Annotated in this window: 16 protein-coding genes; 6 read left to right on the top strand and 10 right to left on the bottom strand. The window is 34.1% G+C overall.

Annotation, left to right across the window (positions count from 1 at the left end):
• Positions 1 to 36: 36 nt before the first annotated feature.
• The 5 genes from N5J69_RS11730 (at position 37) to bamE (ending at position 3934) form a co-directional block, all read left to right on the top strand.
• Positions 37 to 741: a hypothetical protein gene (locus N5J69_RS11730; protein WP_279770461.1), complete on the top strand. Its 705-nt coding sequence runs from the start codon at positions 37 to 39 to the stop codon at positions 739 to 741.
• A gap of 171 nt (positions 742 to 912) precedes the next feature.
• Positions 913 to 1314 carry a hypothetical protein gene (locus tag N5J69_RS11725; RefSeq protein ID WP_279770460.1) on the top strand — a complete coding sequence of 134 codons (402 nt, stop codon included), beginning with the start codon at positions 913 to 915 and terminating at the stop codon, positions 1312 to 1314.
• Between the two features lie 4 nt (positions 1315 to 1318).
• Positions 1319 to 2551 carry a relaxase/mobilization nuclease domain-containing protein gene (locus N5J69_RS11720; protein WP_032625297.1) on the top strand — a complete coding sequence of 411 codons (1233 nt, stop codon included), beginning with the start codon at positions 1319 to 1321 and terminating at the stop codon, positions 2549 to 2551.
• Positions 2552 to 2861: 310 nt separating this feature from the next.
• The gene (locus N5J69_RS11715) at positions 2862 to 3530 is read left to right on the top strand and encodes a hypothetical protein (protein WP_279770458.1); all 669 of its coding nucleotides are present in this window, start codon (positions 2862 to 2864) and stop codon (positions 3528 to 3530) included.
• Between the two features lie 101 nt (positions 3531 to 3631).
• Positions 3632 to 3934 (top strand): outer membrane protein assembly factor BamE, encoded by a 303-nt coding sequence (bamE, locus tag N5J69_RS11710; RefSeq protein WP_001417601.1) that lies wholly within the window; start codon positions 3632 to 3634, stop codon positions 3932 to 3934.
• Between the two features lie 77 nt (positions 3935 to 4011).
• Here the strand turns inward: bamE and N5J69_RS11705 are convergent, their stop codons facing one another.
• The 7 genes from N5J69_RS11705 to N5J69_RS11675 form a co-directional block, all read right to left on the bottom strand.
• Positions 4012 to 5202, bottom strand: a complete 1191-nt coding sequence (locus N5J69_RS11705) for a hypothetical protein (RefSeq protein WP_279770457.1) — start codon at positions 5200 to 5202, stop codon at positions 4012 to 4014.
• A gap of 299 nt (positions 5203 to 5501) precedes the next feature.
• Complete coding sequence (locus tag N5J69_RS11700; RefSeq protein WP_279770456.1) at positions 5502 to 5915, bottom strand: hypothetical protein; 414 nt, start codon at positions 5913 to 5915, stop codon at positions 5502 to 5504.
• A 97-nt stretch (positions 5916 to 6012) separates the two neighbouring features.
• Positions 6013 to 6411, bottom strand: a complete 399-nt coding sequence (locus tag N5J69_RS11695) for a hypothetical protein (protein WP_279770455.1) — start codon at positions 6409 to 6411, stop codon at positions 6013 to 6015.
• Entirely contained in the window at positions 6412 to 8043 is a 1632-nt protein-coding gene (locus N5J69_RS11690) for a DNA-binding protein (protein ID WP_279770453.1), read from the bottom strand.
• The gene (locus tag N5J69_RS11685) at positions 8043 to 9353 is read right to left on the bottom strand and encodes a tyrosine-type recombinase/integrase (RefSeq protein ID WP_279770451.1); all 1311 of its coding nucleotides are present in this window, start codon (positions 9351 to 9353) and stop codon (positions 8043 to 8045) included. Before N5J69_RS11685 ends, N5J69_RS11690 begins: the two co-directional genes overlap by 1 nt.
• A 1-nt stretch (position 9354) precedes the next feature.
• Positions 9355 to 10560, bottom strand: coding sequence for a site-specific integrase (locus tag N5J69_RS11680; RefSeq protein WP_032625293.1), 1206 nt, complete (start codon positions 10558 to 10560; stop codon positions 9355 to 9357).
• Between the two features lie 381 nt (positions 10561 to 10941).
• Positions 10942 to 11145 carry an AlpA family transcriptional regulator gene (locus N5J69_RS11675; protein WP_016190490.1) on the bottom strand — a complete coding sequence of 68 codons (204 nt, stop codon included), beginning with the start codon at positions 11143 to 11145 and terminating at the stop codon, positions 10942 to 10944.
• A gap of 423 nt (positions 11146 to 11568) precedes the next feature.
• Between N5J69_RS11675 and N5J69_RS11670 the strand changes: the two genes are divergently transcribed.
• Positions 11569 to 11994 carry a hypothetical protein gene (locus tag N5J69_RS11670; RefSeq protein ID WP_032625288.1) on the top strand — a complete coding sequence of 142 codons (426 nt, stop codon included), beginning with the start codon at positions 11569 to 11571 and terminating at the stop codon, positions 11992 to 11994.
• A gap of 16 nt (positions 11995 to 12010) precedes the next feature.
• On the opposite strand, the gene N5J69_RS11665 is transcribed toward N5J69_RS11670, so the two are convergent.
• The 3 genes from N5J69_RS11665 to N5J69_RS11655 form a co-directional block, all read right to left on the bottom strand.
• Complete coding sequence (locus N5J69_RS11665; RefSeq protein ID WP_032625286.1) at positions 12011 to 12967, bottom strand: sce7725 family protein; 957 nt, start codon at positions 12965 to 12967, stop codon at positions 12011 to 12013.
• Positions 12968 to 13013: 46 nt separating this feature from the next.
• A complete protein-coding gene (locus N5J69_RS11660; protein ID WP_032625284.1) occupies positions 13014 to 13868 on the bottom strand; it encodes a sce7726 family protein in 855 nt (284 codons plus the stop codon).
• A gap of 161 nt (positions 13869 to 14029) precedes the next feature.
• Complete coding sequence (locus tag N5J69_RS11655) at positions 14030 to 14899, bottom strand: DUF6387 family protein (protein WP_032625281.1); 870 nt, start codon at positions 14897 to 14899, stop codon at positions 14030 to 14032.
• Positions 14900 to 14984 lie beyond the last annotated feature (85 nt).

The raw sequence follows: 14984 nt of genomic DNA, 5'->3' as shown, positions 1-14984 counted from the left end.
TTATTTTATTAATTTATAAAAAAGGAGATTTCAATAGTGGCCGAACATTACGATTCAATACAATCCGTTTTCTCAGAGTTGATTAGACAATATAGCAACCCAAGTAATAAAAATGAAAAAGGACAAAATCTTATTTTTAAAGATTACACTTGGAATATGAATGATTTAGAATCATTAACAAAAAACGGATTCAATATCAATAGCATTGATAACTTTGGTAAAACTCCTATTTTCTATTGCAAGAATAAAATTCAATTTAGATTGCTTTTACTTTTTGGGGCTAATATTAATCATGTGGATAACGAGGGGAAAAACCTTTTGTTTTATGTTAATGAGCCTGAAAATGTTGAGTTGATGTTGAAGTTCGATATAAATAAAAATTTAACTGATATCAAAAATCATTGTTTTTTATCTCATGAGTTGTTTCACACGATACCAGATATATTTTCGCCACACCTAATACCCACCAACAAAAAAAATATAGAAATTTTCCAAGTGTTCAAAAACACACATGAATGCTTAAGACTACTTAATGAAAAAGAAATTAAGTTTTTTCTTTCAAAAAAAGCTCATATCAATTTTGATCCTCTTTCAAATCCAGTGCCATTTAAAAAAACTCTTGATTTATTGAAAAAAACAGAAGCCTCACCAGATACAAAGTTTACATTCTACTCTGATGAAAATAAGATATGTAATTTATACACACTTCATCAATTAGAGAAAGAGATAAGCAAGGGCTAACTCATCGAAGCGCTACGCTGCTTCTTCGAGTTTCCCTTGTTTTTTCGCCCTTCGGTTGAAAAAAATTAAACGCAAAATCAACACACTGCATTGACATTATTCGCCTCTATTATATAAATAAATTAAGCATAAGGAATATGCTTTTATTTAATTATATGAAAAGGAGTTCATATGGTCGAAAATAATACTTTTAATAAGATCGTTGTAAGTAAGCATTCCCGTAATAAAAGCGTTAACGAAGCGAAGCTCTCACAAAGCCAGCTTCGTTCTCATTGCGTCAGTGTCAGATTAAATGATGCAAAGCTAAAGCTTCTCAATGAGAAACGTGGCCGTCATCGTAAAGGTGAATGGGTTCGTTTAGCCCTCATTGAAAAGCTTCCAGTAACTGTCCCTCCTATCAACTTAGAAGCATGGAAATCTCTGAGCGAAATATCACAGAAGCTGAACAAGCTTGTCGCTCATCTGGATAACAAAAGCCAGGGAAGCTCTCTGACGCAAACAGAACTATTCGCAGTGAAGCGCCAGATATCTGAGCTTCGCATGAAGCTGATTACTGCTGACTTATGGAAATAAATCAATGAAGGGGATGCAGAAGATAAAGCGAGGTAAGAACTTCGCTGGCGTAGTGTTTTATGCATTGAGACCAGCTTCTCATCACAAAGTTGATCCAGTTGTCGTAGGTGGCAATATGATGGGGAGCCTCGCTAAAGAGCTAATAGCTGAGTTTGGTGCTACAAAAACACTTCGCCCTGATGTGGCTAAACCCGTTTGGCACAACTCGCTTCGCTTACCTAAAGGTGAATCACTAACGCCTGTGCAGTGGTCCTACATCGCAGATGACTACATGGCAAGAATGGGGTTTTCTGAAACGCATCTCAGATGCTACGTCCTACATGACGACGAAGATGGCCAGCACATCCATATCATCGCCAGCAGAGCGTCTCTTGATGCCGGAAAGCTCTACCTTGGGAAGAATGAGAATCTTATCAGCACACGTATCATCCAGGAACTTGAAAAAGACTATCAGTTAACCAGAACCAAAGGACCGAAAGCATCTCCGGCAGCGCCCTCACCTAAACCGAAGCTCAAAAAATCCCGTAATGAGATGATGATAGAAAAGAGAACTGGTGAGCTATGCCCAAAAGGAATCATCCAAAACGCCCTTAACGAACTGCTTGATACCAGGCAATCGATTACCGACTTCGTGCAACAGCTTGTGGCACAAAATATCAGGCCAATCCCTAACATTGCCTCTACTGGACGCATGAACGGCTTCTCATTCGAATACAACGGGATTGCTTTCAAAGCATCTCAATTGGGAAAAGGGTATTCCTGGTATGCTTTGCAAAGCAGAATCGACTACCAACCGGAACGTGATAATGCTTTCCTGTTTGAACTGAAAGCATCTGTCAGTGAAGCGCCTTGTACGTTCATGACTACAGATGCTCCTGAAATCACAACAAGAGAGGTTCACAGCCCCATAGAAGCGCTTATCCATGATAACCGTGCTGGGCAGGACGAATACACTAACGCTTCTGTAAAGCAGTTTCACTTAGAAGCTGGTGCTAAAGAATCGTTAAAAGAAGCCCCCGACCGAAGCTATGCAGTTTCAGCATTCAGGTGGTTGGAGTACATCCCCTACCTCGATTTAATTTATCGTATGTTGAAAAACCTCAAAATACCAACCCTTAAACGCCCTCGAAAACACAAAACCATCACTGGCGTGAGAGTGGTAGAGATTATGCCTATCCCCAAAAAAAATCTCATCGAATCAGCACCTCAATCCAGAAGAACATCGCTTTCGATGTAAGGCTGGCAAACCTTTTTTGATAAATATAGCCCAATATATTGATCGTTTATACCGATCGATAATCTAGTGTTGATAGGCTATATCTATCATTAATTCATAATCGATCGGTACAAGTGATTTGCGTTTCTTACGAACTAAGTCAAAATGTCAATTTACATGCAATCATCTAACGATATGATTTAACTAGTCTATTTACTTATTCATTAGCTCAAACGCAGGGTTTGAAATGGCAACTACCATCTCAACTGTAAGCCTGGACGGTTTCATACATCACCGAATATGACTTCATTTTGAACACTAAGGAACTTGTATGAGCATCTCCGCTACGAAAAGCAGGAAGAAAGAAGCTGAAGCTGGTCTTTCTGATGATCCTCGGCAAACGGAAATCACGACACCCAATTTTGTGCTGTTTGACGAAACTTTCACATTTATTGAGACTTTCTCTGCCACTGTCATCAACTCCGATCCAGGCAATGGTCATATCTGGGTAAAAACCAACACAGGGGATGAGAAGCAGATTTCTGACTATGGTATCCCTTTCAGAAGTTCACACACTATCCATAAATACGAACTTCGCCAATACAGTGAGGATGGTTCGTATGATGCATATAAAGATGCGCTTATCGTTAATAAGAAAACGGGTGAACACGAGGTAAACTTAAAAAGAAAAACCATTATTATCCCCGCTTTTCTGACAATGCTATTTCATACTGCCTCCACAGCATCGTATTACAGAGCAATGCCTGTTCCAAAGTTTCTCACCGTTATTTTCATTTTACTTTGTGCTGCTGCACTTATTTCATTTCTCACACTACCCTGGGGATTTAAAGACGGCTACATGTGGAGCGACCACAAATACATGTGGTTTACATATCTTTTCTCAAGAGTTGGAAGTTTTATTTGTATCAATTTGATGAAAAGACGAAGCCAGAAATTTGAAAAAGAACTTAGAAATCTTATTGAGTCAGTAAAGCGCTAAAATTTAAAAATAAAAAAGGAAAGTGTGGTATGAAAAAAATCATAATCGTAGGATTCGTTTTTCTGACCTTGGCAGGTTGTTCTTCAGTAGGCAACCAGTCATTGAAAAATGAGACGCAGGAAAGTGTGAAAACTAAAATTGTTAAAGGCAAAACTACAAAACAGGACGTGTTAGCATCGTTCGGTGAACCTGACAGCCGTTCTTTGATCGATGGTGAAGAGCAATGGTCATACACTATGTATAACAGCCAGTCCAAAGCAACCTCTTTCATCCCCGTTGTGGGACTGCTTGCAGGTGGAGCAGACTCACAAACTAAATCTCTGACAGTTTCTTTCAAAGGCGAAAAAGTCAGCACATACATCTTTAATGCTGGAACAAGCAACGTGAAGACTGGCATTTTTTAGATAAAAGACAAAACCAGCATCAAGGGAAAATTTAGCCCGCAGTTGAAACCTACGGGCTTTTTTACAGAAAACATAAATCACTTTTTAAAGAAAGTGATTATCTTTTTCAGCCTCCCCCAAACTTTACTCTTCATTTCTACAGTCTCAGTATTTTCCTTTAAAGAGGATTTTATTGGCTCTGGCCCTGGCTCTGGCTCTGGCTCTGGCTCTGGCTCTGGCTCTGGCTCTGGCTCTGGCTCTGGCTCTGGCAAAGGAGAACTAAAATCTAATGAAGTTTCAATATTATATTCATGATTTTTATGGTCTATATCAGATACTGAAATGGGTTGTTCATTCAATGATGATACAGACAGATCATTTTCAATGTAATAATTACTATCATTATATGAGCTTTCAAATTTACCCAAGAAAGCCACATATACTAATTTAAAGTGGTTTGTCTTAAATAGAAACTTATCATTTTCATCCGGCATCCCAAAAAAGAAAACCGTCAGGTATTTTTTAGCATTCCTTTTATCTTTAAGTCCCTTATAATACCTATCAGCGTCCTTCCTTTGCTTTTCATATTCTTTCCAAAACACATCCTTCTGACTTTTATTCCAGTCAGAAACATCAATTTCAAGCGTAAATGGTTTTTGGGTCTTCTTATCCCTTGCGAGGAAAGTAATACAATGTTTATCTGAATCTTCATGCAGACGAATATTAGACTGGACTACACCATAATAAATTGCAGGTTTGTAATAACGTATGTTGTTTTTGTAAAAAATAAGTTGAAACGTATCTTTATAAGATCGCGTGCCATATGGAGGGATTGATAGCTGTTCATTATGATTGCTATTATTTATGTAATAGTCAACGACTGGCTTAATACTTGATGAAGATACAGGATGTTCATTAGCTTTTTTTTCATCCTTGTGATTTTCATTTTTACTACTTCTGGCATTTTTAACACCACCTCTTGGCTTCACATCAATTTTTAAAAGTGATATAACTGGAGCAGGTGGCGAATTATGTTTTCTTTCGTCATTTGAAGTATGATTGTTTTTATATCTTGGGTCATGAATACCACATCCATCCTTATGTTTATCACCATATCTAAAATATGATTGATTAACATGTTTCATAGTAAAACTACAAGGTGTGGCTTTAATTTTACAAGGCTCGTATGGGCATTCAAAACTCGTTGTCTTAATGTAAAAATCATCCATTCCACGGAGATCATTTCCATGAATGATTTCATCAGTCGAACTATCCTTCGCAATCGTCATATCTTAACCCTATGAAAATCTATGTCCTTCTAAGGATTCTAGCTTTTTCTTATTGACGATCCAATCAAAAAATTGTATTCCAACTTACCAAAATACACTATCAAGCAGAAGTTATTAACTTAAGTGGTATAATTAGTATTTTTCAAAGAAATTAAATGTTCGACAGAACGAGGTAACAGTAAAAGCATCTTAGAGGATGCTTTTAAGCATTAATTAGATTCATGGATTTATAGATTTACGAATCTAATATTAAAATTTAGACTATAGATTAAGTAAGTTCAATGAAAATCATACAAACACTACAACCCATATCTTTTCCTTTTATCCTTTTTCGATAATTCTCTTTTTAGAGTTGAAGCCTCATATTTTCTTTTCTCATTAGCATAGACTTTCTCTGTTCGGCTACCATTACTGACTATAAAGTTAATCAATGAAGAACATATACTTTTCATACGCTCTTTGTTGATTAAATCATCATCCAGTTTATTTATATGACTATAATATGAAAGTAGCAGAAAGGTTAAAACAACCTCCCTATTGGAGAAGGTCATTTTTTCGATACCACTTTGGTATTTAATATAAAACCCTGCACAAAAAAGATATGATTGTTCGACAATTCGTTGCTCTGAGAAACCAGATTCAGCGAGTTTATCAACGAATCGATCAAGCAGTAGTAGATACCTTTCCATTAAGTTAATATTTGTTTTATCCATAATATGCATCCTTGCAATAGTGAAATTTTGTCGTCCTGACAAGAAAATAAATAACATAATATTTTATCATGTCAATAGCTAAAACCTTTCAATTCTATTAAAGGTATTTTGCAGGTAACGGATTATTAAGTTCTTCAATCGTTATTTGTTTAAGGTGAGCATTATAAAGCCATACTTTGAACTGCTCTAAATAGCGTTCATTTAATGCCTTCAAAGCTTCATTTTCTGCTTCAAGTCTTCTAATTCGTTGAGAAGCCACTTTTAAATTAGCAGGTTTTACAGTGTGTATTGCACCGGATTTGATAGTGGCTTTTTTCACACTGAAGCTTTCTGCAATCCTTACATGACTACTTAAGGATTGTCTTGATGGTCTTTTCCCAATAACCCTGACTAACCTATCGCACAAAGCATCCCAGGTTAGTTTTTCATCTATAGACCATGTATTAATAACATCTACAATCTTCTTCTCATAAAAACCATTTATATGCTTAGCCATTTATTCTCCTTTTTTTATTCTTTTATGGAATTCATACCATCTATCAGCATTTATGTTTCCATCATTTTTATCATACAGTGTTCGTTTTAAAATTTTATCGTGAATGTTTGAAATCGTTTCGTTATCTAAACCAGAGTTATCAATTGGATAATGATCACACGGCTTAAACGCATATGAATGCTTGCAGTAGCCATGCTTGGATACAAGTATTGCACCACTACTAAGTGAATCAAACTCATCAAGTTCAACCACTGGAATATCCTTTATTCTGTGCTCATTAACACTTACTGATAACTTTTTTTCTCTTATTGCTTTAGACATTTGAAGATGCGATCTGTGGTCATAAGAAACATTTTGATAAATAAGCTTACGTCCAGACCAGCGAGCAATACTAAACTCATCCATACCATTTATTTGAGCAAATGTGTTGAGAAGATGCCTCAATTGATGTGTTCTTAGCAAATATGGGCTACCATCTTCATTTATATAACCATGTCTTTTAAAGACATTAAAATATCCTTTTATATAATCAGAATCAACGATATCAGTTTTAAAAAAATTCGTTGTAGGTCTGAATAACTTATCTAACATTTCTTTTTTATTTTGATTTAACTGTCCTTCAGTTAACAAGCAAAGCGCATTAGAATATTTAATTTTCTTCTCTCTATCATACCAAGGGAAATCTGGAGGTATATTTTCTTTAAGGGTTTCCATCGTTGAATTAGAGTAATCCTTTTTAATTCCAGCAGCTAATAACCTCGCTTGACTTGATAATTCTTTTAATCTGCTAATAGCCTTTTTAGCTACAGGTATCATTAAAGTTGGAATCCATTTTATATTACCTTCATACCCTTTTGCTGAAAAAAATCTCAAACCGTATCTTTGAATGCCCTTTCCATCACATTCTGTAATTTCACAATCCGCTGGCAAAGCTAAAATTTCTGATATCCTACTCGGTGCGCACATAAGTAAAGCAAGCACAGATGTAGTAAGTATATCTCTTGAAGATAATGTTTCATCCCGCTTTGAAAATATCTCAGCAATAGCAATAACTGATTTGATATCAGGCAATCTAGAATGGCCTTCCAGTGAAGAATCATAACCAGTCCAAGACTGAGTAATTCTATATCTAATTGGATTTACCCAAAATAAATAAGATGAGTTAGTCATCCTATTATCATTTAAAAATGAACTCAATTTCTCAAGTTCTTTCCCAATAGCAAATGCATGTGCTTTAGAATACTTTTCGGAGGCTATCCTTATGCATTCATCAAAAATTGAATTGTTGCAATAGTTTACATTAGCTTCCATATTGATTTTAAGTAAAACGAATTCTACAATCTTCAACATTGATAATGTTGAGTATTTCGTCTTAGATTTATTAAATGAATGCACATGCAACATATATGCTTTAGCAAAATTAATAAAAGTATCATCTAAGCGTTCCTTGCTGTTTAGATTGTTTTTTAAGTTAAACTTAGTAAATCTATATAAGCCTTTCCATTTATTACTTTCCCAGGAAGTTGTTAAATTATTATTAGAAATGGTATTCTTACAAGACTCGATGAAGTTAATAACATTATCGTGAGGGCTGTTTTTATTACTTAGTTCAAAATTAAATATATTATTCATCATGCTCTCCAGGGGTTAAAATTTTTACAAGATAAACATTTAAGTTCCTCTCTAATATCTTCTAATAATAAAAATGAATCTAAAACATACTTGATAAAAAAGTTCTTGTTTTCTTCAATCTCTACGCCCATAAGTATATTAGATAAGGGGTTAAAAAACGCACTTAGTTTCTTATCGATATCATAAACATTGTCAGGATTATTTTTTATATATATCATAGAAGAGCTTGCTGATTTATGATCTAACGCTTTAGCTATCACATCAATTGAGGCTCCTTCATTAGCCAGTCGACTTCCCAATGTATATCTGAATCTTCTGGCATTGAGTTCTATATAACTGTTAGTCCTTTCTGATCTAACATCGAATTTTGAAGGAAAGCGTTTTAATAGCTTTGACATGACTGAATATTTCATATGGAAAAAATCTGTTTTTAAATCAGATAAAAAACCCTCAATCCTTTTTATTTCCTTAATCTTGTCTAAATCCATGAAGATTGGTAATTCGCCTCTATAGTTATTAATACCAACACTGAATTTATCTTCTACAAACACCTGATTCTCATTAATTAGCATTGATAAGCCGTCATATAAGAACTTTTCTATCATTACCATGTTAAATTCATTTCTGAATGATTTCCTTTGTTTTACTTTTGGTACATTTAAAAAGTACCCTTTCTCATTTTTAATGAGATCCTTAGCTTTTAGAGAGATTAATTGTAATGGCCTTCTTCCTGTTATTGCCAACAGTAGAATGTAACAATATAAGAAGCGTTGAATTTTTTTCTCAAGATAAAATTTGCTAACGGCGTTAAGGATGTTATTGAGTTCCGTTTCAGTTAAAGGTCCTTTATTTGGATCTCGTCTTTTAACTGCCTCTCCTGTTTGGTTTGGAATGATTTTTATTTTCTCCAACATCCTAAGGGCCGTCGCTTCTACCCCAGGGTAATTGAGTTTTTTCCATTTAGTGATGAAAGCCTTAATTATGTTTAGTTTGTAGTTTCTCGCTGAACCTAAATGAACATTCAATTGATATATTGCTTTGTCATCAATAGTATCGATAGTCATTGCACCAAACCACTTATAGAATAGATTGTTAATGCTTTTAATATAAAAAGAACTATATTCAGACGCATAGAAAGCTAACATTTTTAAGTAGCTAAGTTTCATTTTTGTAGGCATTCTATCTACAACTTTATAAGGATATACACAGTTTTCTTTATCCAGTTGCCATTTCTTATCTGCCAATTTGAAACTATACCTATTTATCTTAGCAAAAAATATTTGCTCATTTTCAATACATTTTATTTCCACACTAAACCCCACTAATTATTTTACTTACTGATTTATAGACCTTTAGGACGACATCTTTTTCTTGTTGGGATATATATTTAAAATTGTATCTATCACACATGATTGACTCTTTTGACCAACCCATGAGATAATTCCTTAAATCTTTCCTTCTACTATATTCTAATTCAGCACCTTCTATTCCTTTAGAGTACATATAATTCCAGGAGTGCCTTAGCCTATGACCTGAAAGATTATATAGCTCTGGACTTGCTCGTTTCAGTGTTGATATCACCTTCTCATAAGCTGAAATGCTTAAGGGTTCCCCTGCGTTTTTTCCGGTGCAATGAGCCACCAATAAGAAATTATGCTTTTTCCTTTTTGTCATTTTTTCTCTGCTATTACTTATGTAATCAAAAATTTCACAGGCTAATTCATCAGATAACGGAATAACCCTTTCTCCAGTCTTTACTAATGGTTGATAAGATCTTCCATCTTCTTTTGAATCATGTCTTCTGACTACACTTAAAGTGTTGTCTCTGAGATCAAAATCATCTATTTTAAGATTGAGCAACTCTCCAGCCCTTAAACCTAAATTTAAGAGCAAGGTAAATATTAGTCTGTTCCTGACCTGTACTTCCTTATGGAAAGGGTTTTCAATCCCGCCAATTTCTAATAGACGGAAAAGCACTTTGATCTCTTCTTCATTTAACGATTTTTCAGACATTTCATTCATATTCAATGAACTGTTTCTTGGAATATGTGCTCTGATACTTTCAATAAATACGTCTACTTCATACTTTGCATGAATCCCCTTTGACGAATGAACTAATCCACATAACCACTTAAGGTAGCGTGAAAAAACATGTATTCTATAACTAAAGGTTCTCTTCGCAATAAACCTATTACTTGCTGATTTTATATTTATAATTTTTTGTCTATCGAATCTTTGTTTCGCATATCTTACCAGATCATCTATTTCTGCAACGCTGAGATACTTTTTAAGCTCAATTCTCTCAACTATATTAATTTTCCTACTATCTAAAAAATTACTAAAAATTAGTAAGTTAGTTGCAACTATTTCCATAGTTGAGGCGGTTGCGCCTCTATTTCTTATGTCTGTAGTAAGAAATAGATTTTGATAGTAAGCTGGTAGACTACTATTTTTATCAAGGATCAGGCATCCTCGCTCCCCATTACTCATGATGAATTTCTTTACTTTATATCCCATTTTGACCTCATTCTTTACAAATTAATATCACTCTCACTTATTAAATATATTCCAATTCAAAATAATTCAAATTTTTTACAATGACTTTAGTTTATTTGGTATATATATTAATGGCTTGAAAAAATTTATTTGACGTCAAATAAACAGGTACGGCTAGTAATTAGTATCCATACCCGATATTAAGAAAACCATCTCTAAGTCTTATAGCAAAAGCTCTGCCAGAAAAAAGGTAAAGAATTACGTCAAATATATTCTTTTTTTCAAATGCAAACTTTACAAAGCCTCGTTGTTTCAAACCCACTACGTAAACTCACAAAATCTGTAAATTTCTTTTTCTTAATACATTATCAAAAGTTAAAAATCGATGAAGCAGCATTTTTGTTAAGCGACATGCTTTCTTGAATTTTCGATAATTAATTGAATCCATTCATCGATTTCACTTTCGACAAAAGCGGTAGCACGAACACCGATCTTTACTGGCTGTGGAAACCTATTTTGGCTGATAAGACGATAGATCCACGCTTTACCAAATCCAGTTTTCTTCATGACTTCTGGTAAACGGATGAGACGAGCTTGATTTTCCATATGTATGTCCTCTGTTGTTTCTACAGGGATACAGTACAAATGAATTTCGAATGGATGAAGCGAGATTACGAACACCAGAGCCATCCCTGGTTCGAAACTATGAGTCTCTGGAGATTCATATCACTCAGAATCTGAGAGTTTCATAACATCCGAAACCCTCACATCAATAGGCTACAGGTAGAAAACAGTTCTTTCATTCACCTAAATTTTCACAAGATCGAAAGCCTTTACTCACTAGATTTGAGCTTAGAGAAGATAACCATCTGTTCAATTGCGTATTAAGGTAGCCTCTAATTATGTATTTTTCTTCAATAAGCCGTTGGATTGAAAAATATATTTTTATAATAAAAACCTTCTAAATTCTATTGCATAATAGTTTTGACATGTTATTTTATTATAACAATAGTTATTAAGGACCCAAAAATGATTGATATAAAAGGGAACATAGATCACATCAGAGTGTATTATTATAGCAATGAGCATCTTTTCAGAAGTGAATTAATCAAACTTGGTAGTTATGAATTCTATGATAAATACCTATGTAATCTAACACCAAGAGAATATCTTGATTTCTTACAACTTCTAATTGATGATATAATTGAACGAACAACGATAATACCAGATGAAATAACCTCTTTAATTAGTTATATGCTCGGCAAAGAAATATTAACAAAACAGGAAGATAATTCATTTGCTATATCTGAAAATATATTCACAGAGAACTATCAAGATCTGACAAAAAAATCTATTACATTAAATAACATACACACTGCTAAAAGAGAAAAAAATATAATCGAATCCAAAATTCATAACAAAAAATCTCTAAACAAAACTAAAAAGAGGCTATAGAATAGCCTCTTTACTGTCAGATTTTTCCTGATATTACATCAATTATGTGCTGTATGTGGTGTCTAATCTGATATTCTTTATTTTTCCCCAAACCGGGAAACGTTCTGCTTTTATAATGCTCGTTATATTTTTCTAATGCTTTATTAGAGCCGTACTCTGTGGCCCTTGTTCTAACTTCCTTTTCAATTTTATCTGTCATTTGTAAGAATTTTGACGCTACGTCGCCAATGTCTCTATCAGTATCATTCGAAACAAAATGTTCTATCCATATATCACCGCTTGCAGGATGTTTATAAATTAAATGAGATGCAACGGCACCAGCCTTGCCACCACCAATCTCAAGTTTTTTCCCGACTATAGTGAAATCACCGATACCTAATACTGTTTTACCAATTTTTTTATGTTTATCCGTGAAAACTTCTTGGCCAGAGTAATCTGCATTCTTATCTAATTTGACGAAGTTATCTTTCACTTCAATAAGTTTATTTTTAGGGATTTCATTAAATTGAAAATCGGTAACATTACCATCAATAGTGATATGAAATTCAATAACTTTTAATTTTGTTAACTTGGAAAATTCCACATCGCTAATACTTGGCTTGTTGTATATTAAAGCAACATTTGAACCTTCAAATGCTTTTAAGAAACCATTAAGGGTTTCAATTGCTACACTTGAGTCAACTATAAGGGTGGGGATAAGCGTTTTACATTTATCTAAATTATTTTTAATCGTTGCTACAAATTTTCTTCGAGCCTCTATATCTTTACTAAACTCATGTTGTTTTGGATTGATGACTAACATGACCCTCTTGTTTTTCTCTGAAAGTATCTCTAAACAACGTATAAGTTTATCGGTTTTGGTTAGCACAGGTTCAATTATCGGTATAAACAACTCAGCATTAGTACAACTTGTTGCCAATTCTCTTAGCGCTAACAGCTCAGAACCACGACCATATAGATATGGACTATACATATGACTCCCTCCAGAGAGAAAAATGATCACATAAAGTTAAGCATCTCTACACTATCCCCAAAACCGTGAGGATCTTTTTACGTTGAACACTTGATAAAGCAGATGACATTCCCAACACACGAAGGCAACTAGGAAGGCAATTAACAAAGCTTACAATATCATCACTTGTCGTTCTGCCTCTCATTGCATTAATGTAAATATTGTGAGCTATATCCTGAGGGATTTTTTTAAATATATCCTCGCAGAATGCATAAATAAGCCCGTTGGGTAAATTGATCTTCTCGCCAATGAATTTTTCTATTGCTGGAAGGTATTCACTTCTTTTCAGCATACGAAAAATATATAATATATCAACATTAGCTAAATTTGACTCAGCATTTTTCACTATTTTAAGGCTACCTCTATTATTTAATGCAATAACACCAACTTTATCTGGAACAATCTCAGCATATTTTTCAGATAAATTTGGATGAGTAACCACATAAATTTTATCGAATGCTTTTAAATAATCTGGGGTTTGGGTTTGCAATCTACGCGGGGTATCATATTCCGTTTTAATTTCATACGCTGTAGATGTTCCGTTAAAAATTGCAATATCAACAATAGACTTTCCGACATGAAGCTCACTTAATAAGGATGAGGTCCGGGGACTATGCCTCCCAAAAACTATTCGATTGGCTACTTCTGTTTTGTAAACATACTCATTTCTATAATTTCTGGATAACTCTTTATAACATTCACTAAAAAATGTATGTAATGGCTGCCCATCCTGCTTCATTTCATCAGAGAAAGACACAAAATCCAAGACATTAGACGGTTCTCTTCCCTTGGCTAAAGCCTCGAAAACTGGGCGGCTGAACACCCTTGAAAAAACTCTTATATTATCGATACTTAGCGCCATTGGGAAATCCATCATAATATTCACTGTTATATAATAGCACAATCATACCGTGAAAAAAATTGTCATATCTCGCATAATCGTTACTGCATTTCAAATCATTAAAATACTCTATTTCCAGTAAAATCTCTCTTAAAATATATTTATCAACCATTACAATATAATCAGTCAGCGTCTGTAATTTTCATTACATCATAAACGCTCATCTCTTTAATATGTCTGTTTTTATTTATAAAAAAGTAGAATTGGCGTAAAAAATCATTTTCTACTACTTTCATAGCTAAAGGTCGGTCTGCATCTCTAATATGATACCCTTGTCTAATTACCTTATCGTCATCTTCATCTCTATAAATCAATCGTGATATTCTATCATCTGACAGAAGCACTTTCTTTCTTTCTGACCAAGCAAGTAAATCAAGCATTGGTATTATTCTATAGCTCATTAACTTTTTTATTGTCCCATAACCAAATCTTACTGCATCAAGCGGTGCAGGTTTTACACCCTTAACTTTTCGCCATTGTGGTAATGATATTCGCAGTGCCTCTGCTATCTCATCATCACTTCCAGCCGCAAGATCGATTTCTAACATAATTGTAGTAGGAAACTGTTCAGGGATTTTTTCGGATATGTATTCGTTCTCAATAGTGGAATCAATCTTATATTGTTCTGAATTTGCTCTTATGAATAAAGCCTTTTTCATACAAGCAAAACTGATATTTGCTATTCGATCTACCGTGGTTATAAAAAAGTATGGCGGTTGATAAAGTTGATTTTCAGCATCCATATAATTCAAGTCTTTCTCTTTGATGAGAAAAGGATTACCTTCTAATATCTGCATATAATTTTTCAATACTGTTTTCTGCATTCCTTCTTCTATTACTGGTTTGAAGAAATATGTCCTCGCCCATATTTCATGGTAAAGCATATTAATTGAAATGTTTTCAAACTCTCGATATCTGTCCAAATCAAACCATGTTTTCACTGCTTTGGTGTCTTCTGATGTCCAACTATTCATTTTTACCCAAGATTTCATTAATGCCACTCCGTTGTAAAAAGTTTTACTTCGTAATAGCACATAAATCGCAAATAAAAAAATAGCGCCTCAATTTTTTATTGAG

The sequence above is a fragment of the Pantoea sp. GD03673 genome, from assembly GCF_029844725.1.
GTDB lineage: Bacteria > Pseudomonadota > Gammaproteobacteria > Enterobacterales > Enterobacteriaceae > Pantoea.
Note: the sequence above shows the minus strand (reverse complement) of the source record. Positions and strands in the feature narration are given on the sequence as shown.